This window comes from Pirellulales bacterium (assembly GCA_033762255.1).
In the GTDB taxonomy this organism is placed as follows: Bacteria; Planctomycetota; Planctomycetia; order Pirellulales; family JALHPA01; genus JANRLT01.
In genome coordinates this window covers 63,639-88,535 of record JANRLT010000006.1, presented here as the reverse complement: position 1 = coordinate 88,535, position 24,897 = coordinate 63,639, and the positions used below count along the sequence as shown (strand labels likewise).

19 protein-coding genes are annotated in these 24,897 nt (G+C 55.2%); 13 read left to right on the top strand and 6 right to left on the bottom strand.

Going from position 1 to position 24,897, the window contains the following annotated elements; translation table 11 throughout:
• Nucleotides 1-2 precede the first annotated feature (2 nt).
• The 3 genes from SFX18_01035 to SFX18_01025 form a co-directional block, all read right to left on the bottom strand.
• Entirely contained in the window at nucleotides 3-866 is an 864-nt protein-coding gene (locus SFX18_01035) for a hypothetical protein (GenBank protein MDX1961703.1), read from the bottom strand.
• Nucleotides 867-929: 63 nt separating this feature from the next.
• Nucleotides 930-2,471, bottom strand: coding sequence for a DUF1501 domain-containing protein (locus SFX18_01030; GenBank protein MDX1961702.1), 1,542 nt, complete (start codon nucleotides 2,469-2,471; stop codon nucleotides 930-932).
• A gap of 147 nt (nucleotides 2,472-2,618) precedes the next feature.
• Nucleotides 2,619-5,849 (bottom strand): DUF1553 domain-containing protein, encoded by a 3,231-nt coding sequence (locus tag SFX18_01025; protein MDX1961701.1) that lies wholly within the window; start codon nucleotides 5,847-5,849, stop codon nucleotides 2,619-2,621.
• Nucleotides 5,850-6,268: 419 nt separating this feature from the next.
• On the opposite strand from SFX18_01025, the gene SFX18_01020 reads away from it, so the two are divergent.
• Both SFX18_01020 and SFX18_01015 read left to right on the top strand, forming a co-directional pair.
• Nucleotides 6,269-6,541, top strand: a complete 273-nt coding sequence (locus SFX18_01020) for a hypothetical protein (GenBank protein ID MDX1961700.1) — start codon at nucleotides 6,269-6,271, stop codon at nucleotides 6,539-6,541.
• Nucleotides 6,542-7,456: 915 nt separating this feature from the next.
• Nucleotides 7,457-8,323 carry a DUF1963 domain-containing protein gene (locus tag SFX18_01015; protein ID MDX1961699.1) on the top strand — a complete coding sequence of 289 codons (867 nt, stop codon included), beginning with the start codon at nucleotides 7,457-7,459 and terminating at the stop codon, nucleotides 8,321-8,323.
• A 474-nt stretch (nucleotides 8,324-8,797) separates the two neighbouring features.
• On the opposite strand, the gene SFX18_01010 is transcribed toward SFX18_01015, so the two are convergent.
• Nucleotides 8,798-9,559, bottom strand: coding sequence for a cytochrome P460 family protein (locus tag SFX18_01010; GenBank protein ID MDX1961698.1), 762 nt, complete (start codon nucleotides 9,557-9,559; stop codon nucleotides 8,798-8,800).
• 252 nt (nucleotides 9,560-9,811) lie between these two features.
• Here SFX18_01010 and SFX18_01005 point away from each other — a divergent pair, with 252 nt between their 5' ends.
• From SFX18_01005 to SFX18_00975, 7 genes are all read left to right on the top strand, one after another.
• Nucleotides 9,812-10,039 (top strand): hypothetical protein, encoded by a 228-nt coding sequence (locus SFX18_01005; GenBank protein ID MDX1961697.1) that lies wholly within the window; start codon nucleotides 9,812-9,814, stop codon nucleotides 10,037-10,039.
• An 84-nt stretch (nucleotides 10,040-10,123) separates the two neighbouring features.
• The gene (locus SFX18_01000; protein MDX1961696.1) at nucleotides 10,124-10,546 is read left to right on the top strand and encodes a hypothetical protein; all 423 of its coding nucleotides are present in this window, start codon (nucleotides 10,124-10,126) and stop codon (nucleotides 10,544-10,546) included.
• Nucleotides 10,547-10,580: 34 nt separating this feature from the next.
• Complete coding sequence (locus tag SFX18_00995) at nucleotides 10,581-10,724, top strand: DUF433 domain-containing protein (protein MDX1961695.1); 144 nt, start codon at nucleotides 10,581-10,583, stop codon at nucleotides 10,722-10,724.
• A 134-nt stretch (nucleotides 10,725-10,858) separates the two neighbouring features.
• Nucleotides 10,859-12,355 carry a DUF1501 domain-containing protein gene (locus SFX18_00990; protein MDX1961694.1) on the top strand — a complete coding sequence of 499 codons (1,497 nt, stop codon included), beginning with the start codon at nucleotides 10,859-10,861 and terminating at the stop codon, nucleotides 12,353-12,355.
• Between the two features lie 284 nt (nucleotides 12,356-12,639).
• Nucleotides 12,640-12,864, top strand: coding sequence for a hypothetical protein (locus SFX18_00985; GenBank protein ID MDX1961693.1), 225 nt, complete (start codon nucleotides 12,640-12,642; stop codon nucleotides 12,862-12,864).
• Nucleotides 12,864-13,196 (top strand): type II toxin-antitoxin system PemK/MazF family toxin, encoded by a 333-nt coding sequence (locus SFX18_00980; GenBank protein MDX1961692.1) that lies wholly within the window; start codon nucleotides 12,864-12,866, stop codon nucleotides 13,194-13,196. Before SFX18_00985 ends, SFX18_00980 begins: the two co-directional genes overlap by 1 nt.
• Nucleotides 13,197-13,732: 536 nt before the next feature.
• Complete coding sequence (locus SFX18_00975) at nucleotides 13,733-14,197, top strand: hypothetical protein (protein MDX1961691.1); 465 nt, start codon at nucleotides 13,733-13,735, stop codon at nucleotides 14,195-14,197.
• A 411-nt stretch (nucleotides 14,198-14,608) separates the two neighbouring features.
• Here SFX18_00975 and SFX18_00970 read toward each other — a convergent pair whose 3' ends face one another.
• Both SFX18_00970 and SFX18_00965 read right to left on the bottom strand, forming a co-directional pair.
• Nucleotides 14,609-18,799, bottom strand: a complete 4,191-nt coding sequence (locus SFX18_00970; GenBank protein MDX1961690.1) for a ThuA domain-containing protein — start codon at nucleotides 18,797-18,799, stop codon at nucleotides 14,609-14,611.
• Nucleotides 18,800-18,856: 57 nt separating this feature from the next.
• A complete protein-coding gene (locus SFX18_00965) occupies nucleotides 18,857-20,149 on the bottom strand; it encodes a PQQ-binding-like beta-propeller repeat protein (protein MDX1961689.1) in 1,293 nt (430 codons plus the stop codon).
• A 453-nt stretch (nucleotides 20,150-20,602) separates the two neighbouring features.
• Here SFX18_00965 and lexA point away from each other — a divergent pair, with 453 nt between their 5' ends.
• The 4 genes from lexA (at nucleotide 20,603) to SFX18_00945 (ending at nucleotide 24,847) form a co-directional block, all read left to right on the top strand.
• The gene (gene lexA, locus SFX18_00960; GenBank protein ID MDX1961688.1) at nucleotides 20,603-21,202 is read left to right on the top strand and encodes a transcriptional repressor LexA; all 600 of its coding nucleotides are present in this window, start codon (nucleotides 20,603-20,605) and stop codon (nucleotides 21,200-21,202) included.
• Between the two features lie 328 nt (nucleotides 21,203-21,530).
• Nucleotides 21,531-21,695: a hypothetical protein gene (locus SFX18_00955; GenBank protein MDX1961687.1), complete on the top strand. Its 165-nt coding sequence runs from the start codon at nucleotides 21,531-21,533 to the stop codon at nucleotides 21,693-21,695.
• A 786-nt stretch (nucleotides 21,696-22,481) separates the two neighbouring features.
• Entirely contained in the window at nucleotides 22,482-23,585 is a 1,104-nt protein-coding gene (locus tag SFX18_00950; GenBank protein ID MDX1961686.1) for a PQQ-binding-like beta-propeller repeat protein, read from the top strand.
• Nucleotides 23,586-23,800: 215 nt separating this feature from the next.
• On the top strand, nucleotides 23,801-24,847 hold the full coding sequence (locus SFX18_00945; protein ID MDX1961685.1) for a DUF1579 family protein: 1,047 nt from the start codon (nucleotides 23,801-23,803) through the stop codon (nucleotides 24,845-24,847).
• The last annotated feature ends 50 nt before the right edge of the window (nucleotides 24,848-24,897 follow it).

The following is a 24,897-nucleotide window of genomic DNA, read 5'->3' as shown; positions in this document are numbered from 1 at the left end:
TCTTAATTCTTAATTGGCCTCAGCCCCAAGACCCACTTCTGATAATCGGCATCGATGATTTGCCAGGCCTCCGCGCCGAGGACTTTTTTTGCCGCTTTTAGGCCGTGGGGGTCCTCTTCACGATTATCGCGAAACGCCCGGTAATACTCCTCCAGCTTGCCTTGCTCTTGCAAATATTGGCAAAAATATCTTGCTTGGGCGTAGTTGAGTCCCATGTTGGCCCCGCGAAAATCCCGCAGGGACATGAGTTCCGTTAGCGATTGCAGTTTGCCCGCTTTGATCGCCTCTTGCAATTTGGGCAGCCGCCAATTCGTCAGCCCATAGATGCGCAGCTTTTCGCCGGTTCCGGCGAAGCGACTTTGCTCGTACAAACTGGCGAGACCTTCGTTAAACCAATCGGGCTGGCCCGGAAAGTCCACCGCCGCCAGCGCGTGGGCCAGTTCGTGTATGAGCGTACCCCCCCCCGTGCCGATGTTCATCACCAGTGCCCGCTGGTCGGGCTTGTAATAACCGTAAACGGAAATATCCTTATCACCATAAATCCGCTCGGCGTGTCGGGTATAGGTGTCGGCGTCGGTAAAGAGCCAAATAACGATCGGAGCGTTGGGAGGAGTGGTAAAATACTGCCTGCCCAGCGCCGCGGCGGCGGGTTGAATGGTTTGCTGGTGCCAGGTCGCCAGATTTTTTTCGCTCAAGTTTCCGGCGATGATAAATGGCTCGCGGACGATCATGCGCAGGTCGTCGGCGAGCAGTTTTTTGACTTCGGCGGCTTTGGTAGAGAGGGCCTGGGCGAGGGGACTTTCGGCGGCGTAAGCGTTATAAACACGAAGTGCAATCAGAATGAACAGGATGAAAAATCTGCACATATTCGATTCCTTGTTCAACTAATACAATACAACCACACAAAGTTACCGAAACAATCATCCCCCCTACGCCAGCAGCTCCCGCACGACGCGGCACGGTTCCACCCCGGTCAACCGCGAGTCCAGGCCATTCACGCGGTAGCTAAACCGGGCGTGGTCCAGGCCCAGTTGGTGCAGCACCGTGGCGTGAAAGTCCCGCATGTGAACTTTTTTGGCCTCGTCCAAAATATTGTAAGAGAAATCATCGGTTTCGCCGTAGATGGTCCCTCCCTTGAACCCGCCGCCGGCCATCCACATGGTAAAGCAGCGGGGATGGTGGTCACGGCCGTAGTTGGTCTTGCTGAGGCCCCCTTGAGAGTAAATCGTACGGCCAAATTCCCCACCCCACACCACCAGGGTCGAATCCAAAAGTCCCCGCGATTTCAGGTCTTGCACCAGGCCGTAGCAGGCTTGATCCACATCCTTACACTGGTCCGGCATCCGCCCCGCCACATTGCCATGATGGTCCCAATTGTTGTGATAAATCTGCACAAACCTGACACCGCGTTCGACCATTCGCCGGGCCAGGAGCGCGGTATTGGCAAATGTTCCGGGCTTTTTGGCCGCCTCGCCGTATAATTCAAACGTGCTGGCGGGTTCGGTTTCGAGCGCGGTCAGTTCCGGCACGCTAGCTTGCATCCGAAACGCCATTTCGTACTGCTGGATGCGGGTGCGCGTCTCGGGATCGCCCAATTGCTCTAACGTCATTTGATTGAGCTGATTCAGGCTGTCCAGCGACTTGCGGCGAATGTCCGTTGGCACGCCCGCGGGGTTGTTAATATACAAAATCGGATCGCCGCTAGAGCGAAATGTGACGGCAGAATGTTCTCCAGGCAGGTAGCCGCTGCTCCAGAGTCGCCCGCTAATTGCCTGCATCTGCTCGGTATTGGTGGGCTTGGCCACCATGACCACAAATGTCGGCAGGTTTTCGTTGAGCGTCCCCAGCCCGTAGGATAACCACGAGCCCAGGCAAGGCCGTCCCGTGATTTGATTGCCGGTTTGAATGTAGCTAATGGCCGGTTCGTGATTGATCGCTTCGGTGCACATGCTGCGCACAAAGCACATGTCGTCCACCATTTTGGCCGTCCAGGGGAGTAACTCCGTCACCCACATGCCGCACTGGCCATGTTGTTTAAATTTATACATGGACGGCGCGATGGGAAACCGGCTTTGGCCGCTGGTCATGGTGGTCAGGCGCTGGCCGTTGCGAATGCTTTCCGGCAGGTCCTTATCGTACCATTCGGCCATTTGCGGCTTATAATCAAAAAGGTCCATCTGGGAAGGACCGCCGACCATGTGCAAATAAATCACCTGCTTGATCCTCGGCGGAAGATGCGTCGCGGAGAGTGCGGCTTGCTTGCCCAGCGTGCTGGTCAGTGCGGGATCAACGGCGCCCGCACTTTCGCCCGTGTTTCCCGCCGTGGCATCACGCGTTGCGTTATCACTGCCAAAAGCCAACCCGCGCGGTCCTAGCAGCGTGGCCAAGGCCGCCCCGCCCAACAGGTGCGAACCAGCCTGAAAAAAATGCCGACGGGTCAGATTTAGCCGTAGTTGGTCGAGGGGATGCATGGGGGGATGTGGGGTGAGGAGAGAGGGATGCGGGGCGAGGGTCGAGGGGCTAGGGATGCGGGGCGAGGGAACAGGGGTTAGGGAATGAGGTTCGGGGAACTACATAATTCGTGTTTCATCCGTGCTAATCCGTGGTAAAATTGGAAGTTATTTGCACAGCGCTTCATCCATGTTGAGCAGCACATTGACCGTCATCGTCCACGCGGCTAGTTCCTCCGCCTGAAAGGCTGGGTCGGATTTTGACTCGCCCACGGCCAAAAGCGCCGCCGCGTCCGCCGGTGCGCTCGCGTAATGCGCGGCAAAATCCGCTAGGGATCGGGAAAGGATTTCTTGTTCCGCCGCCGAAAGGGGCCGGCCAATCAGTCGCAAGGCGACAAACCGCAACCGCTCTTCGGTCGTTGGTCCTCCCTGGGCCAGTGCCATTTCCGCCAGCTTACGCGCGGCTTCCACAAATTGAGTATCATTGAGCGTCACCAGCGCCTGCAAGGGTGTATTGGTCCGGTCCCGTTTGACCGCGCAGGTCTCGCGGTTGGGGGCGTTAAAAATCTCCATCGAAGCCGGCGGCGCGGCCCGCTTCCAAAAGGTGTACATGCTCCGCCGATACAGGTTTTCACCCTGGTCGCGCTGATAATTACGCGTGTTGCTTTCCAGCATCGCCACCGCCTCCCACACTCCTTCCGGCTGATAGGGGCGGACACTGGGGCCGCCAATCTTGCGGACTAATAAACCGCTGGCCGCCAAGGCCGTGTCGCGGACCATCTCGGCGTCCATGCGGAACCGCGGTCCGCGCGACAACAGTCGATTCTGCGGGTCCTTGGCCAATTTCTCCGGCGTGTTCAGCGCCGCCTGACGGTAGCTCGCCGACAGCAACAGCATCCGATAAAACTTTTTCATATCCCAACCGCTCTCGCGGAATTCCACCGCCAGCCAATCCAGCAACTCCGGATGCGACGGCAACTCGCCGCTAATGCCCAGGTCACCCGTGGTCCGCACCAGACCCAGGCCAAAGACTTCTTGCCACATGCGATTCACCGTCACCCGCGCGGTCAGGGGATGTTCGGGCAGCAGCAGCCATTTGGCCAGGCCCAGGCGATTCCGCGGAAAGTCCGCGGGAAACGGCGGCAGCGCGGCGGGAACCGCGGCCGCAACCTCGTCCCGCCGCTTGTCATAATCGCCCCGGAACAAGACATGCGCCTTGGGCATGTCCGGCTTTTCATGCATCACATGGGCGATGGTGCTGCGGGCCTTGATTTCGTTCTGCTCCTTTTCTAGCGCTGCGATCCTAGTTTGAATTTCGCGGGACGGGGCGTCTTGGTTTTGCAGCCACCAGGCGAACAACTCCGCGGTTTCCGCCTCGTTTCGCTGGTCGCGGGCTTTTTGGACGGCTGGCAACACGCGCTCCGCCTGCGCGAGGGAGTCGACTTCGGTCGCGGAAAGTTCGCGGTCATAGAGCCGCACATCGGCCAACGCGAGATTCTCTATCCGCGAACTATTGTGCCGCTGGCCCAACTTAAGCGGCACATCGGTTTTAATCGTCGATTTGAGATTGTTGTTGGCGATTTCGATTGGCTGCGGCTGTCCATCGATATAAACTTTTACCCCCTCGGCCTTTTTCGACCCATCATACGTGACAAACACATGTTGCCATTCGCGCGGTTTCTTGAGTTGGGCTTTGCTAAAAACCTTGATGGCGTCCCCCGCCCAAGAGTTGACCAGATGGGCCCCCACGCGATTGTTATCGATCCACAGGTCCCAACCGCGATAGCCATTGCCGTCATCCATGCGGGCAAAGACCGCGCTGGTGACGTCAATGTCGGGTAATTTGATCCAAGCGCCAAAGGAAAAAGGCTGATCCGATTCAAAATTTCCCGCATCGGCAAGTGACAATGGTGCCTGGCCGGCGATTTTTAGCGCGGATAGATTTGCCCGTCCCGGGGACCAAGTAGCCCCCTCAATCAGGTTGTGCTCCCTGGTTTCGCCATTTTGCACGGCCTGAATTTTAGCGCCGGATCCTTCGGCTAAAGGAGCGTGCAACTGCAACTTATCCCGCGGAATCCCCGCGGACAATTCCTCAGGCTGGGCGGCATCCAACCACGCGTTAAAGTCCCCCCGCGCGGCTTCCCGGCGCGCGACCTGCGCACTGCGGGCGCTGTCAATTTCTCCCCCGATTTGCTCCCAACGGGCGCGGTCGGCGGATTGCGGCACAGGGACGATTGGCGGCGTGTCCCGAATGTTGCCATCCATTGCCCGCTGGGTGGTGTTGTTAAAAAACGCCGACAGCGCGTAAAACTCTTTCTGCGCGAGGGCGTCAAACTTGTGGTCATGGCACACAGCGCAGCCCGCAGTCAAGCCCAACCACACTTGCGCCGTCGTATCCGTCCGATCGCGGGCGTACAGGACAAGATACTCTTCATCAATGGCTCCCCCTTCGTTGGTGGTCATGTTGCAGCGATTAAACCCGCTGCCGATTTGTTGTTCCAGCGTGGCGTTGGGCAACAGGTCCCCCGCCAGATTCTCGATCGTGAATTGATCAAAAGGCTTGTTATCGTTAAAGGATTTGATCATCCAGTCGCGATAAGACCACATCTCGCGGAAGTTGTCAAAATGGATGCCGTGCGTGTCGGCATAGCGGGCATAATCCAACCAATAGCGGGCGCGGTGCTCCCCCCATTCCGGCTGGGCCATCAGCCGATCCACGTACTTTTCGGCCGCGTCGGCGGAGTTGTCATTCACAAACGCCTCGACATCGGCCGGGTCCGGCGGCAGACCCGTGATGTCCAGACTCCAGCGGCGAGCCAGTGTGCGGCGGTCCGCCTCTGGGGCGGGTTGCAGGCCGGCGGCTTCCAACTGGGCCAAGATAAAATGATCGATCGGATTGCGTGGCCAGGAGGTGTTTTTGACCGGGGGAAGCTCTGGCCGACGGGGAGTTTGATACGACCAATGTGGCTCATACTCCGCTCCGTCCGCAATCCACCGCCGCAGTAATTCTCTTTGCTCGGGAGAAAGAGTCTTATGCGTGGTGGGCGGGGGCATGACCATTTCCGGGTCGCTGCTCAGGATACGCTCGATCAGCGCGCTTTTGTCGGGCGCGCCGGGAGATAACGCCCCCTTTTGAATCGCCGCTTCCCGCTTGTCCAGTCGCAATTCAGCCTGACGCGCGGCCGAGTCCGCCCCATGACAGGCAAAACAATTCTCGACCAGAATTGGCCGAATGTCGCGATTGTACTTGATCAGTTGATCGGCTGATTGAGGCTGGTCCGCCGACTTTCCGAGCGCATCCTCTGCGTAAGTGGGACATGCCACCAGCAACGTAATCGCACTCCACAGGACTGCGCACGTTGCAGGATACCAGCGGCAATATTGGGCGAGTATGGGCATGGGGGGAGTTTGGAGTCAGGGGATAGGGGTCAGGGAACAGGGGATAGGGAACAGGGAACAGGAACAGAGGATAGCTTCGTGGATTACCGTTCAACTAAAAGGGGGGTTCATTCTTTGCGGGCCAAAGGCCCGACTTATCCCAGCCTAGGGCAAGCGCAGCGCCGCCCTAGGTCAAGCGTCAACCAAGCGGTAAGGACCAACGGCCCGGTTCATCTTAGTTCCACTCTCACGGAGTGAGAGGATCCCACGGTAAACCTATTGCCGGACTGATTAACTCCTTCAACCGCGGGGAAGATGCCATATGGGCAGTTCTTCCCAGTCCACGAGATACCCTGCCAGCCTAGCAGCGGAACGGGGGAATCAACCCCACGCTCGACCAAGCGGCACAGGCCACAGGATGCTATCCTGGTAGCGGTTGTATGGCGAAAACCGATTTACCGCATGGCAATTCGATTTTCCTCCCCTTATTTTACCAGAGGGCGTGGCCTAATTTCAAGCAAATTGGCCGGGTAATGCAAAATCAAATGAGGAAGATTGCGCATAAAGCCCAAATTCGCCAGCATCGTTTTGCGGAATTTGCCAGATTACTGGCGGCAACGGGTGACGTAACAAAATTGAGTCTCGGAGGGCGAAACGTGTTCCGCCGCTGCACTTCTAGTATTTGTTTAGCCGCCACGTGGAGCGAGAATTGAGAGACCCGGATAATTCGTTTATCACGGAGTTACGAAGAAAATACCGAGGAGCACGGAGAAGACATCCAGACGGCGTCGCCGATCTCCCCGTAGTGGCGACGTTTCGTCGCCGTATTCTTCGTAGCTGGCAAGTTGTACTCGCCGATCCTCCCGTAGCGGCGACGTTTCGTCGCCGTACAAGAATTTGGTAAGCCGCGACGCGCAGCGGAGCGCGTGTCTGCTAGTTTTTGGTGGATGGCATTTAGTTTTTGGTTGAATGCCTTCCTACCGCGCAGCGGTTACAGCACTTAGCCCCGGGTTGCCGCGCAGCGACTACCCGGGGTAAGCAAAATAACTCGGTTAGCCGCGCAGCGGCGTCAAGATGCTAGCCGGGGTGCAAACCCCCGGATCGCAGCATGGGCAGGATGCAGAGCCGCGCAGCGGCGACGGAATGACACGGCACCGGGGACGGTGCCTGCTACATTCATTGCGGTGACGGATGTACCTTCTCCTAGCCACAAATAAACGCCAACCAAAAACGACTTCGCCGCTACGCGGCTAGACTTTTCTGGCTTATCCAAACCGTGGGTTGACACCCACGGCTACGATACGAAACCGCTACGCGGTGAAATTCTGCTTTCGACATTCCTGCTTTTGAATTCGCCCCCTCCCCTTCTTCCGATAGCCCCGTAGGGCGGAACGTGTTCCGCCGCTGTATTTCTACCGCAACGCGGTTGCGTCATGCGAAAATAACCCATAAATGCTGGGTGCCTTCACAAATTGCTAGCCGTGCTGCGTTTAGCTAGAAAGCATACAAAAGGAGAGACCAGGATTTAGTAGAAAACTCTTGACTACGAGCATGGTTTAGACAGAATATGGTGAGTTTGGTAATTTACAGGCATCTGAATACTAGATGTTCTGCCGTAACGGACCACCATGATGATCGTCAAAAAGTCTTCCAAAGCACATCCCGAACTCGATATGGCTGCGGCCGCAAAGGCGTTCGCCGCATATGCTGCCGCAGAGAAGCTGACTGGCGAACTAGTCACTAGCGTGTGGGATCTGTACTCGGTCGAAACACTCCGGAAACGACATAATCTTCGTATTGGCGAGGCGTTTCCCACCGATATTTTCGTGTTTGGCAAGGGCGAACCTGATGATCCATCATGTACGAAGGTCGGTGGCCGTCCGTTTTGGCCCGCCGATCAAGAGTGGCCCAGCGCACCGGATGGTTCCCCGTGTCACTTTCTTGCTCAATTTAATTTCGCCGACTCGATAGACATCATCGGCGACAATCTGCCGGGTACGGTGCTCTTGCTTCTCACCGATTCAAAGGAAGATTGGCTCTGGTGTGAGGATGGTCTCTCCTTTCACTGGATGTCGGCGGACATTAGTCCCGCCAAAAACCTAATCGTTCCTTCCGCCATCGGTTCTTCTGGTTCATTCTACGGCACTATCCACCGCTCAGCCGATTACCCTGATGCTGGAGATGCTGCCCACAAATTAGCTGTGTCGCAAAACTACAATCTGCCGATCTTAAACGGTACAAAAATCGGTGGGCTACCACACTTCATTCAAGGTGGCGCGGATACAGACAATTATTTCCTCTGCCAACTTGGTTCAATTCAAGCCGCTCCATACGCGCCGTACCCTTGGGTAAACCAGCGCGACCCGCTTGGACTTGATTTCAACAATAATGGAATCTACGGCGACGACAACTGTGCCGTGTTTGGCGATATGGGTAGCATTTACCTGTTCATTGATGTAAACGGGAATGTTTCGCGGTTATTTGAGAGCTACTGACGCGCTCAGTCGGCAGAACCAAGCTTTGAACGCGGATGGCGCTGTCATTTGCACAGGATTGCCGCCAAGGATTCCCGTCCCCCTCCGGCCTGACAACCATGAGGGGGACAGGAGTCCTGGGCGTATCAGGCTGCTTAGCCAAAGACGTTTGCACTGCCCACGACTCCCGACCCCGAGGGATAAATACTGCTCATGAACACTGGTGCTTTGTCACAGTTAAAGATTCGAGTTAGGCAGATCAGCCGCTGGGCGTTAGCCCACGGTTTTTGCCGCTCAAACCGTGGGCTAGCGCCCTACGGCTCATCCGAAAACGAATCGTTGACAAAACACTACTTCTATAACGATGGCGATCCTACGGAGCGACATTCTTGCCAAAGCAACCGTGGCAGGCCGTGCAATGATTTTTGGGGGGCGGGCAGCGCTGTTGGCTACCCGGTGAGAGAATGCGTCGCGGGGTAGCCAGTCGAAGTGGGATTATTGCGGGGGTTTATTTTCTGTGACCGCCGGCAGATACGCCCGCGTGACATAGTCGGTCCCTTTATAGTCTTTATGGCAGTCCATGCAGGATTCGATTTTGCCACGGGCGAGGACCTGTGTGGCCCGGCCGTCGATGACCAAGAACTCCCAGTCGCCGCAGTCGGGGTTGTAGCCCGGCTCGCGCTTGAGCATGGCGGTGAAGAGTTCGGGGGTTTTGAGGCGCTCTTTGCGACTGGCTGGAGCATTTTGCAAATTCGCCTCATTCCGGGGAGCCGGTTGAGCCCAGGGTAATGTACCCGCAAATTTTTCTTTGATGATGAGGCTGCCGGGTGGGTAGACTCCCGTGCCCGTTTGGATCGGTTTTTCCGCCAGCGCATTCACGTGGACGTGAATCCAATGTGCGCGATGCGGATTTTCCAGCGGTAGTTCTTGGGGCGTGGGCTCTCTGCATAATTGCGCCACTTTCCAATCGATGCTGTAAGGAGCATCCGTCACCCGCACCAAATTTTTTGCGCGCTGCGAGATCCGATCGACAATCGACTGGCTTGTCTGTTCGCTTAGTAGCTCCGTTTGTTGTTGAGTGGTTAGCGGCGGATTGTCGGCACTGTCGTCCGTATCTGCCCTGTTTTCTTTTTTTGCCCTGTCCATATTCGGTTGATCCACCGGATTCTCATTTTCCGCGGCGGCCGCCTGCCAAAAGACCACTCCACTAGCAAGCAGAAAACTCCCCACGGCCAAACTGCGCCATACATAGTGCATCACAAATCTCCTAGAAAAAGTTTGCTATGATTTGCCAATTTGGCAACTCTCGAAGGACCACGGAACGGATAATTCTTACACCTACTATTCCAGGATACAGTCCGACCGCGGGAATCTCTGTAAATTCATAGTAACAAGTCCACGACAAACCCCATTCCGCCCCCCCACTGCTTGCTTGACCCGGCAAACCGTAGTAATCTAAGCTAAGTCTAGCCGGGCAAGGATTTTACTCACTCCAGCACGACCACCACCATGCGTTTTATCGAACTTTCTGGCAAATCGCTCATGTCCATCCTGACTCCCGGCGAGGTCTCGCCCGAGGAACTGCAGGCCGCTGGCCTGACCGAAAATTGCCTCGTCCGGATCAACCTGCAAGGCGATATCGAAGTCCGCCGCCCCGACCGCTGGGATGTGGTCGGCGGCCTGATCGGCGATTACGAACGCCGCATCAAAAAAGCCAGCGGCCGCGATTGGGCGTAGGTTTATCCCCTGTTCCACTCCCGCACTCATTTAACAAGCAATTTTTTTCATAAATTTGCCACATCTTTTCACGCGGGGGGCGCGATGATTCTGTATGCCTTTTTGGGAATACCCCTAGTCATGGGCTTGCTGGTCATCATTAACGGCAAGTTCAAACTCTCGCGTACCAAACAGTTGGTGGGGACAACGGCCCGCGTTTTTGGCGGGATTTTGTTTGCCTTACCCTTTTTGTCATTTGCCGCGGGGATCATTGCCGGGGTGATTTTTCACTTGCAAGGAATGCACCGCGACTATGCTAGCTTATATGGGACATTTACGACGTTGGGCTTTATGGTACTGGGCCTGATCATCATCTTAGTTAGCGCGTCAAACTATGCGGTTCCGATTTCCCCACCCGGCGAAGTGGCCCTATTGACCGATCTGGATCTGATTGATACTACCCCGCCCCCACCACCCACACCACCGCAATTTCGCAAGCCGCTATCGGATAATCCATACGCGCCGTAGGATTTAAGGAATACAGCTAAAAAAAGGTGACTTCATGTTTAACTGGTCCCACTGCCCCGCGGTCACCCAAAATCCCGCCATTTACAGTGGCGCTTGGGTGGTTAGCGGGACGCGCGTCCCGGTGGCACTCTTTGAGAATTTAGAGACGGGAGCCACGGTGCATGACCTTGTGGAATGATTTCCCGATGTTAGTAAACGGCAGGTGGAAGAAGTTTTGACCTACGGCAATTCACATAACGGTTAACCTCCCCAAGACAACAGTAGCTCGCAAAATCCCATATCCCCTCCATTCCCGCAGGAGAATCCGCGCTTATGACTCCTGATGATAACCTTTCTGGGTTTAACCACTTATCCCAGTCCGCTGGGGATTTGCCGGTTACTTTCCAGCACGCCGCCACTCTCCGCCAATTGCGGCTTTCGCGGCGTCGGGCGCTGCAGATCGGTGGCCTGGGGATGCTGGGCCTGACGATGCAGCATTTTTTGCCTGCGGGAATAACTTCCTCGGGCCTATTGACTCCCGGCACCGCCCGGGCCATGGAACCCCTCCCCGCCCGCAAGCCCACCGCCAAAAGCGTGGTGTTTCTATTTCAATGGGGGGGGCCCACGCAGTTTGAAACATTCGACATGAAGCCCGATGCGCCGGACGGCATTCGCGGGCAATTTCGCCCGATGTCCAGCGTCGTGCCGGGAATGCCTGTTTGTGACAAATTGCCCAACATGGCCAAGATCATGGACCAGGTCACGCTGATCAAAAGCATGACCCACACCATGAAAAACCATAACTCCGCCGCGTACTACGCCCTGACGGGCAAGGCTCCGCCGGTGGACGACATCCGTCTGCGGGACACCATCGAGCTATTTCCCGCGTACGGCTCCATCGTCGATCATCTGTCCCCCAACGCGCCGGGCGTCCCCACGTTTGCCGCGCTGCCGCATGTGATTAGCGATGGCTCCGTCTCTCCCGGACAGCACGCCAGCTTTCTGGGCAAGCGGCACGATCCGCTATTGGTGACCGAAGACCCCAACGGGGCTGATTTTCGCCTGCCGGAATTGAGCCTGCCTTCCGATGTGTCGGTTGAGCGGCTACGGGACCGCCGCGCGCTGCAAGCTCTCATTGACGATCAGTTGCGTCTGCGCGAGCAATCGACCGCGGCCAAGAACATGGACGAAACCTATGCCAAGGCCCTGGCGCTCATCACTAATGACGCCGTCAAGCGGGCGTTTGACCTCTCCAGCGAATCCGCCGCCATGCGCGACCGCTACGGCCGCACCACCTATGGCCAGAGCCTGCTCCTGGCCCGCCGCTTGGTCCAGGCGGGCGTGAAATTTATCAATGTTTACTTTGCCCAGGGGATCGGCGGTCAAAGCACCAAAGAAGGGGGCTGGGACACGCACGGCTTTAATAACACACACATGTATCCCATTATCGAAAAATTCCACCTGCCGCTGCTGGACCAGACGCTGCCGGTTTTTTTGACCGACCTGCGGGAACAGGGGCTGCTGGACGACACACTGGTCGTCTGGGTGGGTGAGTTTGGCCGCACGCCCAAGCTGAATGGGCAGGCCAGCCGGGACCATTGGCCGCAGTGTTACACGGCGCTCTTGGCGGGCGGGGGAACCAAGCGCGGTTTTGTATACGGCAGCAGCGACAAGGACGGGGCGTATCCCGCCAGCGACCCGGTCCGCCCAGACGACTTGGCGGCGACCATGTTCGCGGCCCTGGGCCTGTCGCCGGAAACTGAAGTGCGGGACGCGCAGCAGCGTCCCTTGGCGATCGCGGGGCGGGTGGTGGAAGAGGTATTTGCGTGAGGGGGAGGTGGCGGGAGACGAGAGGCGGGGAGACGGGAGGTGGGAGGCAGGAGTCGAGCCTCAGCGAGCCCTTTATAAGGTGGAGTTTTTTTTGGAAACTGGTTTTTGGTAGTATGCGCAGCGCGGACATGCGGGACCATTGAATACATTGTTTACGGCGGCAATTTGGAGAAGGCGTCACCGTTGCCAAATCCACGTTTCTATGGCACTATCACTCAATCATTGCTAGATTTATAATAAATTTTCAAATGAGATACCTTTCTGGATTTTATGGAAAGTCAAACATGCCTGTAACAACGTTTGAAGGAATTGTGCGGAATGGGCAAGTCCGCTTGATCGGTAACGCCGCTTTACCTGAAAACGCAACCGTGTATGTTGTCGTTCCGTTGAATTCGACCACCCTGCCGCCAGCAAATATTGATCTGGAATCCTTGCTGAACAAGATGCCAACCAACTTTCAGGTGAATGAGGAAGAGTTTGGTCCACCCCAAGGAAAGGAAGTTTGGTGATGGCGGTTTATACACCCGCACAAGGAGACTTTATTTCGATCAGTTTTGACCCACAAGCCGGCCACGAACAGCGCGGGCGTCGTCCCGCACTGACTCTGAGCAATTCTGCCTTTAATAAAGCGACAGGCATGGCCATTGTTTGCCCTTTGACAAATACGGATCGAGGTATTCCATTTCATTTAGCTGTGCCGCAGGACACAACATTGACAGGCTTTGCCGTGATTGAACAAGCAAAGTCCGTGGACTATCAGGCCCGACAAGCCAAATATATTTCCTCCGCGCCATCAGAATTCACGGAACATGCACTTGCGATACTCAGGGCATGTTTATAAGTGGTCTTGAACGATTGAGGATAATGTGCGCAGTGGTTTATTGAATTTTTTGAATGCGACTTCATTGCCGCAGTTATGTTTGGTGTTTGATTGCTGGTATTTGTCTAGCTTCGGCAATGTGCGTCACAAAGCCGCCGATGGCATCGGCGGGATGCGAGTTGCGGGAGCGAGAAATTTGGTTAGCCTTGGAGCGCGGGCCCGCGTGACCGGAAAATGCATTTATCACGGAGGAACGGAGAAGACACCCAGGCGCACGGAGAAGGCAATATGTAGGAGGCAACTCTGTTGCCGAATTGGTTAGCGGCCTAGGAACTAGGTCGCCGAACAATTATTAAAGCAAGTATTTTAGGATCGCTCGAAAAATAAGGACCCGGATTATGATACTCCGAATGCCTGCTAGCACGATATTTGGGGTGTTTTCACCGGGAAGTTATTTATCGTGCGCCCCTTATTTTTTGCGTTCGCGCTTAATTTATGCCGCAACCGTGGTCCTAATTTACATCGCAAACCGTTAATCCCCAATATGTAGAATCATCATGGTTAAGCGCATCAAAGTTTTACGTAGTGAATCCGCTAAAACTCCTTGGATTGTGTGGAACGCTGTTATCAATTGCGTTCACTCCTCGGTTCAGCTTAATGATATGAGTCCCATACAACGTGCGCTCCGACATGTGCTAACCTATCACAATTTGACCTGTGGCGGAGGTTTGTCGCACTATTTTGACTCTAGCTATGCTGTCGATGACCGGGAATTACAAGCCTCTTTAACGCTAGTCGTTGGCAAGTACCACGCGGACAGGCATGCCTATGCTGTTGATTGCAATGAGCAGTATGAATTGAACCCGGATGCCGGGGATGTCTACCTGGAACTCATGCAACCCGTTGAATCAGAAGTTAGTGATACGGAGTTTGCCAATCAAATCGAAAAATTTGCCTTTCAGCACCTGGATGAATTCGTGGAATTCATTGAAGACGATGATTCATCCACTGCCCCCGCATGATTATGCTTTATGGTTCTTCCCGTCAGCACACCTCTGCGCGCTGACCCGGGTCATTTAAAATGAAAATTCAAGAAAGGAATTAGGATAGAATACGTTGGCTAGAAAGATGTCGCTCCTCCGGAACTGCGCAGGTAACCTAACGCCAAATGCCAGCCAACCAAATACACCGCGCTCCGCTGCGCGTCGCGGCTAAACAAATCCGGATTCCCGCCTCGCTAGAATCGCGTTCCGCCGATGCCATCGGCGGCTTTCTTTGCCTGGCGTCGAATGGGGATCATTGAAGAATGAAAAATTGGATTAAAAAATGTTAGGCAGGGTTGTCGCCAGCTATAAAGATTGCGCTCCGCTAGAGCTGCCCCCCGCCACCCCATTCTTCATTCTTCATTCATACTTCTAACTTCCCCCGCCCCCTCACTCTCCCATCAGCCCTTCCAAATACGCCACCAACGACGCCAGTTCCTCTACGGTCAGTTGGTCCACCACTCCTTGGGGCATGACAGATTGCTCACGCTTGACGCGACTGGCAATCTCTTCCTTGGGCAAGATAAACTGTTCCCCCTTGCTATTGCGAATCTCCACCTCCGTCGCCGATTCCCGCACCACAAACCCCTCGTGCGTCAGGCCGTCCGCCAGCTCAAAATACTGCGTCTCAAACCCTTGCGCGATCTTCGCGCTCGGTTTGAGAATGCTTTCCAGCAATTCCGCCCGCTTGTAACGCTTGGCAATATCGCCCAGGTAGGGTCCCTTGGGCGAGTCGGCCTTTTTTACGGTGTGGCAGTTGACGCATTGTTGGCGGGTAAAATGCGTTTCTCCCCGGGCGGGGTCGCCGGGTAGTTTGAGGGCCGCGGCCAGGACATCTTCTACTTTGAGCGGGCCGATTCGCGGTTGGTCGCTGCTTTCCGCGGCCAGATCTAGCCGCAGGGCCAGGGCGGCTTTCTCCGCCGCGGCGCGAATGGCCTGGTCGGGGGATTTGCAGCAAGCGCGGACATCCTCGGCAAATTCCCGCGCCTCTTGCCGCGCGATGGCGGCCAGGGCCATCGTTGCCAAGGTTTCCGATCGCAACGCCGCGCGCACCTCCCCTTGCGCGGCCATCCAGCGTTCGCGCTCAGCTCCCTGTTCTTCCTTGCCCCGGGCCGCCGCCGTTAAGAGCTGCACGAGGATCGCGCGCTCCTCTGGCACCTGGCTCTCGGCAAGCAATTTGGTCAATTCCCCCACGTGCCGCCGCCAGCGATTGTCGTTGTATTGTTCGTTCTCAAAATGAGTGATTTGCTCAACGGCCACTCCTCCTTGGTGGATCGCGGCCAGCGCGGAAAGCCCATCGCTGAAACTTTCTTTCCCCGGATCCGGCTGCCACAAGATCGATAGCGCCAGCGCCCGCAATTCCGGCGGCGTCTGGGGATCGATGGCCACCACCTTTAACATCAGCCGGTCTTCTTCCGCCGGTTCCCGCCGCTGAAAGTATCGGACAAGCTCCGCCCGAAAGATCGCATTTTGGCGGGCAAACCGCCGCGCGGCGGGCAAAAACTCGGGCAGGTCAATCTTGTGTCGCATCAGCTCACGTAAGATCGCTCCCCGCGCGTCCCCCTCGGCGGCGGCCAGCAGTTCAGTCAGTGTTTTGCCGATAGCGTCGCTTTCCGACCATTTTGCCGGATCGTACATCGGCCCACTGGTGTCGGGGCGGGTCCCCCACCACTCGCCGGCTTGTTTATCGGTAAAGTACGCCCGGCACAGCCCGGCCAATGCCGCCGCGCGCTGCGTGTCGGTCGCCCGCGAGGATTTGGCAACCGTGGTGAGTTCCCGCACGGCGGCGGCGAGGGGAATTTGACCCAGGATGCGGGCGGTGGCGGCGACGATCCGGGGTTGGTCGTCGGTTAGGCCCGTCCCCAGTGTGGCGATCAGTCCGGTTAAAAATTCGGGATTTTGCGTGGAGGTGTTAAAGGGATGCTCAAAACCGCGAATGGAGGACAGATTACCCCCCAACTGTAATAGCGTCCGCTCCGCCAGATGTGCGACGGCGGGATCCTCATCGGCCAGGCGTTTGACCAGCATGGTTAATAGCAACCGAGAGATCGGCAAACCAGCCGCATAACTGACGGCGTTTAACCGGACGCGGGGATCGGCATCGGCCAGCATTTGCCGCAAGGCTTGCGGGGCTAATTCATGTTCGGCAAAAGGGTGCTGGATCAATATCTGTGCGATAAACGGGCTAAGCGGATCGTGATTGGCCAAGAGTTGATGGGTCAAGCGATTGATAAAATCCCGCTGCTCGGGTTCGCCCGCGTCGCGCAGATCCCGAGCCAGCAAGGGCCAGATGGCCAAACGGCCCGGCGCGGGAATATTTTTATCAAAGAAATATTCCCGCAAGGTCGTAAGTATTTTGGCACGTTCGGTATTGGCCAGCATCATGGCGGGATTTTTGGTGTTGGTGATGTCCGCCACAGGATCCCTCTCCCGGGGGGAGAGGGGGAAGAGACGCCGCTGCAGTTCGCATTGGGCAAAGAGGCGACGGCGGTGGCTTTCGCTTTGCAGATCGGCGATGAGCGTTTCTATATCTTGCTGGGCGGGATCGTGCGGCAGGGAGTTTTTTGCCGTGGCGTCATGTTGGATACAGACCACATAGCCGACGTTTTCGTTGCTAAAGGTAAAGCCTCCGTCCTTCCAACTGGCGACAAAGAACCGCCCCGCGCCGTCATAGTCAATGTCTACCGGCCGCGGTAGCTCAAACAACTCCGCCTGTTGGGCGACATAACTCCCCCCCGCGGGTGTCAGCGGGTGGCGATACACAAAGTTTCGCCCCCAATCACAGGTCAACAGCGTCCGGCCCACTTCTCCCGGCAGCAACGGCTCGTCAATAAAATATGACCCGCATGGCGACCCGCCCCCATAAACCGCCAGGGGCTGCCAGATTTCCGCTGAAAAGTTCGTAAACAGCGACGGATAGCCGCACTGCGCGCCGGGCAGCACGTGCGTCAGCCGAACATCCCAGCCGCCGCCGTCGTTGGTGTTGTCGCGGGTAAAAAGTTCCAGCATGGGCGAGACCGCCACATCGTAAATATTGCGCTGCCCGCGCGAGACGATCTCTAGGCCGGTGCCATCCGTCCCGACGCGCACAATCCCTCCGCCGCGCAGGGCTAGTTTTCTACCTGAACGATCCTTGGCCGCGGTAAAACCGTAATCCCCCACCGCGATATACAACCGGCCATCGCTACCCATCTGCAGTTGATTCGTGGTGTGGTCGGCTCCGCGAAACTTCAGGTCAAAACCCAATCCCTCGACCAGCGCCTGTTGTTTGTCGCTGACGCCGTCCCCATTTTCATCGGTCAAAACCGACAGCGTCGGTGGATGCATGACATACAACCGCGCGCCGTCATGGAATAACCCCCGCGGGGAATCGAGCGTGGCAAACGTGGTAATATCATCCGCCACGTTGTCCTTATTGGTATCGCGGCAGCGGAGAATCCTACCCCGGTTCGGTTCGCGGTCAATCGAGCTATTCTCATCGACCGCCACATACACATCCCCATTCGGCGCGACACACAACCCCACGGGGTAACCCACACGCGGGGGCGCGGCAAACAGTCGCGCGCTAAATCCGGCGGGAATTTTGATTCCTTTGAGAAGTTCTTCTTTGGGGGTGATCGTTGCTTCATGGGGAGTCAGATCCAGCGGGGTTGCGACCGCGACATTTTCGCCGGAAGCGCCCTCCGGCGCGGGGGTTGGTTGGGGCGCATCCGCAGCACTCCCCGGGGATTTTACCCCGATTTGATCTTGTTCTGGCCCCGCTGCCGCGGCGGTTTTCAGATAATCGTCGTTCAGTTTGTCGCAGGACCACAATAGCCCCCGCGTCACATAATCCAGAAACACCGGATCGGACATTTCTTCGTTATAATGGCCGACCGTCGTCCCAAAGACCCGCCCCTGGCCATACTGGTTGGTCCAGATCGTGGCGTCCAGCGTCTTATTCGGCCCGTCCCCTTCACGTTCCGCATGGGCTAGCACAGTCGCCGTATCCCACACTTTTTCGATATGGTACAGCTCTCCCTTGGGCGTTTTCCATTCCTTGCCAAATTTGGCCATGATGGGGTTGTCCCGCGCCAAATTAACCACGGTAAAGGGGTAATGCGCGCCGTGCCCACGCGACGTCACGCCCAAAAACTTGAACCATTCGTCGGTGCCGTCGCGGTAACAGTGCATGGCGCAGTGGATCACCACCGCCGGTTTGCCCGCGTGATGGGGCTTTAAAATGCGCTGGGTAAATTGGGGGTCCTTGACATCGGCGTTACATTCGTTGTGAATGACCACGTCATAGTCGTCGGCCCAATTCTCACTATCATAAACCTTAAACCTCGCATCGGTGCCGGTGCTGGGATCCAGATGCACGGTCACTTGCACATTGGCCCGCGCGGCAATCCCCTCGCTGAGGATTTTGACCTGTTCGGTGTAATCGTGGCAGCAGCCACCGGCGATTAACAGCACTTTTAATGGCTGGCGATCAACTTTGGGTGTGGCGGGGGAGTCTGCTGCGTGCAAAACGCGAAACCCCTGGTTAAAGAGCAGCGTCGCCGCAAACAATCCCGCCAACCAAGGTGTGCGCAAGAGCATAATCTTACCGTAGTAAAAGTAAGTAAATGAGTCTTCTAAATATTTCGACGCCAAGATTTATCGCCCGATACAGAACAAGTGGCTTTCGGTACGAATATACATCCGCCCATTGGCCACGGCGGGGGTGGAACGACAGACCTCGCCTAGTTGATTGCGGGCTAGCACTTGCGGCTTTTCGGTCGCGGCCAGAACGACGACCTCGCCATCGGCCGAGACACAAAACAGTCGATCCCCGACTAAGACGGGAGAGCCGGAAAAATTTCCGCCGACGCGTTCGCGCCAGAGTAGTTCATATTTACCGTTGACCACGCGGATACAAATAACGATTCCTTTATCTCCCCACAAAAACACCAGATTGTCCCGCGCGATCAGCGACGGCACATACGGGGCGGAAGAACGATCCAGGGAAAACGCCAATTCCGCTGGCTTGCCATCGCGCGGGGGACGGACGGCGGCCACGGCGTTATCGCCGCCACCCTCGCCGCAATTCCCCAGGATCAGGCCATCCACCACGATCGGCGAGCCAACCGGACGGCGCTCGAACGCGCGAAACTCCCAATTTGTTTGGCCATTCGCCGGATTCAGACTGCTGACACCATGTCCCCAACTATTAATAATCAATTCCGTCGCCGCGGCTTTGTCCCCTCCCGGCTGAAATAGGATAGGCGTCGCATAACTGGCGTTTTGTTCTTGGTGCACTTGCCGCTGGACGGTCCAGCGCGGTTTACCATTGGCAATATCCAATGCCAGGACCGAACTGGGGCCATCCTGGTCATTGGTCGTAATCAACAAATCCTGGTACAAAATGGGCGAACTGCCAAATCCATGCCGACTGGAATATCCCCCTTGGCTAAATTTCCAGGCTTGCTCACCACTATGGGTGAGAGCGACCACCGTGTATTCCTCGGGCGTCGCCCAGGCCACGTAGACTTTCTCGGCGTCGCAGGTGGGCGTGCTACTGGCAAAGCTATTCTGGGCATGGATGCGGTGTGATGCGGCGGGATATTCTTTGGACCAGAGGAACTTGCCCGTGGTGGCATCCAGCGCATGGATGGTACGAGTCCCTTGGTCATGGTCGGCACTGACCATAAATACGATATTGCCCCACAACACCGGCGAAGCGTGCCCTTTACCAGGGATTTCTTGCTTCCACAAAATATCCGTTTCTTGCCAGTGATGAGGCAAGTTATCCGCTTGGCCTTGTCCCGTGCCATTAGGTCCCCGAAACCTGGTCCATTCCTGCGCCAGGGAAGGTCCGGCGGAGCTTGATACGATCAAAAAAAAGCCGACCCACAGGCTAGCTCCCGGACAGGGCCGCGACAAAAACTTTGTGGAAAACGCTAGCAACATAGAGACTCATTCCAGGACAAAGCACAACAACTTTACCACCGGCCTAACTGGCAAGCGAAAAAACGCGGCCGTGATAAGTCAACAGGCGGGAACAATCGAGGCGGGTAAATTGGGAAATGCAAAATTCCCATAAACAATGATGTTAACCCACGGACTGGCTATCTGCCACTGTGCCTACGCGTTTTGGCGGTAATGACCACGCGGGAACTCACCCCTGTAGCCGAAAAAGCAAGAAAATTAAGGAACTGAACGCCTGCGGATAGCCGCAGCAGCAAACTCACAGCTACATACTAAGGATTAATCCATGTGAGTACCAAAAATCGGAGCTAAAATCTTGCAAAAAATCGCAAAATTGGCAAAATACTGTACAGATGCACTTGTTTATGAACGGACGTATATTATAATCCCTCATGGGGCAACATTCTTTCCACAATCTGAATTCAGGTTTCCACCATGGCCACTTCCGAAATGACCAAACGTCAAAAAGCCGTTTATGAATTTATCCTGGAGAAAATCCGGGGGCGGGGCTATGGTCCAACCGTGCGCGAAATTGGCGAGGAATTTGGCATCGCCAGTCCTAATGGCGTTATGTGCCATCTCAAGGCGCTCGAGAAAAAGGGCCTCATCACCCGCGAGCCAAACATGTCACGGGCCATTCAAATTACCGGCGGCTTTGAAGAAGAGCGGGGTCTTCCTTTGCGGGGTCGGGTGGCTGCGGGCGTTCTGCATGAGGCGGTTGAGCAAGAGGAAAAAGTCGATTTTGAGGCGATGTTTAACAAAAAGAACATGTTTGTCCTGCACGTCTCCGGCGATTCCATGATTGACGCCCAGATTGCCGATGGCGATTACGTGGTCATGCGCAAGCAAAAGGACGCCAGCCCAGGGCAGATTGTCGTCGCCCAGACCGAGGATGGCGAGGCGACGCTCAAGTACTGGTATCCAGAGCATAATCGCATCCGGCTGCAACCCGCCAATAGCAGCATGCGGGCGATTTATGTGAAAGAGGCTAAGATCCTAGGCGTACTGGTAGGCGTGGTGCGGAAGATGGATTAGAGGGGGGGCACTTTTTGTGGAGACTCAATCAACGTAATTCGTTTATATGATTAAATTTGAATGGAATCCTGAAAAAGCAGCGGCCATTTTGAAAGCACGGTGTTTCCTTTGAAGAGGCTAAATCTGTTTTTTTTGATGAATTCGCGATTCAATTTTATGACGAAGAGCATTCGATTAAGGAAGATCGCTTTTTATTGCTAGGTATGGGTAGTCTAGCTAACTTGTTGTTGATCTGTCATTGCGAACGCGATAGTGGAGACACTATTCGAATTATTTCCGCCCGTCGGGCAACAAAATCTGAAACTACCCACTATGTAGAGAGTCGTCCATGAAAGCCGAATACGATTTATCAAAACTCAAATCCCGCAAGAATCCTTTCGCTAGCCGGCTTAAGAAATCCGTCACGGTGCGGCTAACCGGGGATATTTTAGATTATTTTCAGCAGCAATCGCAGGAATCGGGCATTCCCTGTCAAAGTCAGATAAGTCTGTAACTACGCGATTGCTATCAGCAAAAGCGTAAAATATCGGTAATTTGGAAAGGGAATGCCAATGATCCGCAGACTGAAAAATGACGCTTAGGACCATTTACGGCCTGAATTTGGTGAGTTGCTGTGTGCGCGGCCAGTATTTCGCGGAGCATCGCAGTCGGACCAATGTAATTTTATTGGCATCAATGGTTAAACCGCATTTGCTAGGGATAAATTGGTATATACCGTACTCGGCTTAATTATGGACAATCTATCCTCATTGCACTGATGTCGGCACTTCTTCAAAAAATTACCCTCGTGCTGTATCAAAGTTAAAGATGCGAGTTAGGCAAATCTGCCGCTGGGGGCAGCCCACGATTTTTACCGCTCCAACCGTGGCTAGCGCCCTACGACTCATCCGAAATCGAATCGTTGTCAAAGCCCATGCCCTTACAATGGCGTGGCAAATTGGCCAAGGAGGCGTGTTGGCAATAAGCGCTCTTACTCTAGCATTGTTCCGCTTAGTATGATTTACTAATGATGGCGTCCGACTGTTCCCCGGCCAGAATTCATCTTTGCCCGCGAAAGTATCTGACTTACATGCATTTCTTTACCTTCTTGCGGCCAGAATTTGCCTCCCTTTTTCTGCTAATCTGCGCCGGACTATTTAATTTACACGGGCCACGGTGCGTCATTGCGGAAGAAAACCAAGCTGCGGCCGTGGTAGGCCAGCCTGCGGCACCTGATTGGCCACAGTGGCGCGGCCCCACGCGGGATGGCCAAGTTGGGGGACCTACTTGGCCCACTGTTTTGAATGACACTTCCCTGGAAAAGTTGTGGTCTGTCCCCCTGGAGTCCAGCTATTCGGGACCAATTGTCTATGATGATGTGGTGATTACCACCGAGACCCGGGAAAAAAAACGCGAAGTCGTGCAGGCTTTGGACCGTCAGACTGGTAAGCAACGGTGGCAGGCGGAATGGGAAGGGGCCATGTCCGTCCCTTTCTTTGCCGCGTCCAATGGCAGTTGGATTCGCTCGACCCCCGCTTATGATGGCGAACGGGTCTATGTTGCGGGCATGCGGGATGTGCTGGTTTGCCTCAACGCGGCCAACGGCGAGGAACAATGGCGCGTTGATTTTGTCAAAGAGCTAAAGTCCCCGCTTCCCGCCTTTGGGTTTGTCTCGTCCCCGTTGGTCGTGGATCAGGCAGTCTATGTCCAAGCCGGCGCATCCACCGTCAAACTGGATAAAGTAACCGGAAAAATTCTCTGGCGAACGCTGGAGGATGGGGGCGGCATGTATGGTTCCGCTTTTTCCTCGCCGGTCATCGCGACACTGGCCGGTCAGCAACAATTACTGGTGCAAGGCCGCGAAAACTTGTCCGGCGTCGAACTTGAGCAGGGAAAAGTGCTTTGGTCGCAAAAAATCCCCGCTTTTCGTGGCATGAACATTTTAACCCCCGTCGTGCGCGGCGATACCATTTTTACCAGCAGTTATCAAAACAAATCCTGGCTGTTTTCCGTGGAAAAAGAATCAGACCAATGGCGCCTCAATGAAACCTGGAGCAATAATGCCAAGGGATACATGTCAACGCCCGTGGTGATTGGCGACCACCTCTATATCCATCTGCAAAATGAACGCCTGGGATGCGTCAATTTGCAAACCGGAGAACGCACCTGGACCTCCCAGCCGATGGGCAAATATTCCAGCTTGATCGCCCAGGGGGATAGAATTTTATGCCTCAGTGCCAATGGCACCCTCTATTTAGTGCGGGCTAATCCCCGCGAATTTGAGTTGCTAGGCTCGGTCAAAGTTGGCCAAACCGACACGTGGGCTCACCTGGCCATAAGCGGCGACCAACTCTTCGTACGAGAATTGCTGGCCTTAACCGCTTATCGCTGGAAAGCGCAGTAATCTTCTTGTGATTTGTGGAATGCCTCGCGCGGTAATTACAGTGGACATCTTCCAATCTCTCAGAGCCGCCAATCCACGGGTGGTTATTACCAGCGTTAGACTGGCTATTTAATTATTTCGTGTTGTTCTAACGCAATACTTCTTCTTAACATGTTTTTTGGTATGTTACAGCTAAAGTTCCGTTCATACATACTTATTGAGATCCGGGTTTTAGCATGTCGCGCGCAATTTCTATTGGGATTCCCGCTCTTGTTTGTTGGGTTCTGACGTTGGGATATGGCGCTTTGCTGCTAGCCGCCGAACCAGCGGAAAATGATCCCTTGTGGGCCTTGAATCATTTGGCCGGTCATTGGAAAAATGACATCAAAGAGTTGCCTTCACGTGCAACACCCAACGGTGGCACAGGCACCGATCATGAGTTAGCCGCATGGACCCTGGGTGATCGCTTTCTACTGGGACGCATTCGCCGCCAGCAAAACGGCCTGAAAACTTTGTGGCTGGCGACCTACGATCAACAAACCCAAAAGTATCCTTTGTGGGCGTTTAGTAATGCGGGAATCCAGGGGGGACAATGGCGGGGTACTTGGGATGCGCAGAATAAAAGCTTGGACTTTGTTTCCACGGATGTGCCCCCGGGGTGGACCAGCGCCGGAAAAAATGAATTTCCCGACGCAAATACCACCCAAGTGGACATGTGGATAAAAAATAACCGGGGGGAGACCGAGTTTGCGGTCCAGGCGACCAAGACGCGGCAGACAGCGGATTGGGGTAAAGCCGAAATGGCCGCCTGGACAAAAAATGCGGAGCCGACCGTTGCGCTTCCAGCCGAAATCAAACAGTTGGAGCAGTTGATTGGGATTTGGGATTGCCGGCATGTATCGCGGCGAGCGGAATGGACACCGGCGGAAATTCAAACAACCATAAAAATCCAGCGTCAATGGATATTAGATGGGTGGTTTGTGCAGGATACCACGATCTCCACAGAGAAGCTCTCTGGATTATCGCTGTTCTCTTTTGATCCCCAGTCCAAACGTTACCGCAGCTGGTGGTTTAGCGATGCGGGGCATCACAACACGTCTTACGGAGACTGGGACGATAAAGCCCGCAAATTCACATTTGCAGCCAAATTGCCAAACGGCCTCACATCCGCTAGCACGGGAGAGATCCAGGATGCCGATCATCAAACATGGTATGTACGGGTCACGGACACGGCGGGCAAAGTTTACTTTGATGGGGAATGGAATTTGACCCGGGCAAAATAGCTGTTTAAAGAAGTATTTAATTCCAGAGCATCTTTTGAATAGAGCATCTG

Bases quoted from the DNA above. Each gene is read 5' to 3' on its own strand.
- SFX18_00965 (MDX1961689.1), bottom strand. From the start codon at position 20,149: ATGTTGCTAGCGTTTTCCACAAAGTTTTTGTCGCGGCCCTGTCCGGGA.
- SFX18_00990 (MDX1961694.1), top strand. From the start codon at position 10,859: ATGACTCCTGATGATAACCTTTCTGGGTTTAACCACTTATCCCAGTCC.
- SFX18_01020 (MDX1961700.1), top strand. From the start codon at position 6,269: ATGGCGAAAACCGATTTACCGCATGGCAATTCGATTTTCCTCCCCTTA.
- SFX18_01025 (MDX1961701.1), bottom strand. From the start codon at position 5,849: ATGCCCATACTCGCCCAATATTGCCGCTGGTATCCTGCAACGTGCGCA.
- SFX18_01005 (MDX1961697.1), top strand. From the start codon at position 9,812: ATGCGTTTTATCGAACTTTCTGGCAAATCGCTCATGTCCATCCTGACT.
- SFX18_01035 (MDX1961703.1), bottom strand. From the start codon at position 866: ATGTGCAGATTTTTCATCCTGTTCATTCTGATTGCACTTCGTGTTTAT.
- SFX18_00975 (MDX1961691.1), top strand. From the start codon at position 13,733: ATGGTTAAGCGCATCAAAGTTTTACGTAGTGAATCCGCTAAAACTCCT.
- SFX18_00985 (MDX1961693.1), top strand. From the start codon at position 12,640: ATGCCTGTAACAACGTTTGAAGGAATTGTGCGGAATGGGCAAGTCCGC.
- SFX18_00945 (MDX1961685.1), top strand. From the start codon at position 23,801: ATGTCGCGCGCAATTTCTATTGGGATTCCCGCTCTTGTTTGTTGGGTT.
- SFX18_01030 (MDX1961702.1), bottom strand. From the start codon at position 2,471: ATGCATCCCCTCGACCAACTACGGCTAAATCTGACCCGTCGGCATTTT.
- SFX18_01010 (MDX1961698.1), bottom strand. From the start codon at position 9,559: ATGCACTATGTATGGCGCAGTTTGGCCGTGGGGAGTTTTCTGCTTGCT.
- SFX18_01000 (MDX1961696.1), top strand. From the start codon at position 10,124: ATGATTCTGTATGCCTTTTTGGGAATACCCCTAGTCATGGGCTTGCTG.
- SFX18_00980 (MDX1961692.1), top strand. From the start codon at position 12,864: ATGGCGGTTTATACACCCGCACAAGGAGACTTTATTTCGATCAGTTTT.
- SFX18_00995 (MDX1961695.1), top strand. From the start codon at position 10,581: ATGTTTAACTGGTCCCACTGCCCCGCGGTCACCCAAAATCCCGCCATT.
- lexA (MDX1961688.1), top strand. From the start codon at position 20,603: ATGGCCACTTCCGAAATGACCAAACGTCAAAAAGCCGTTTATGAATTT.
- SFX18_00970 (MDX1961690.1), bottom strand. From the start codon at position 18,799: ATGCTCTTGCGCACACCTTGGTTGGCGGGATTGTTTGCGGCGACGCTG.
- SFX18_00955 (MDX1961687.1), top strand. From the start codon at position 21,531: ATGAAAGCCGAATACGATTTATCAAAACTCAAATCCCGCAAGAATCCT.
- SFX18_01015 (MDX1961699.1), top strand. From the start codon at position 7,457: ATGATGATCGTCAAAAAGTCTTCCAAAGCACATCCCGAACTCGATATG.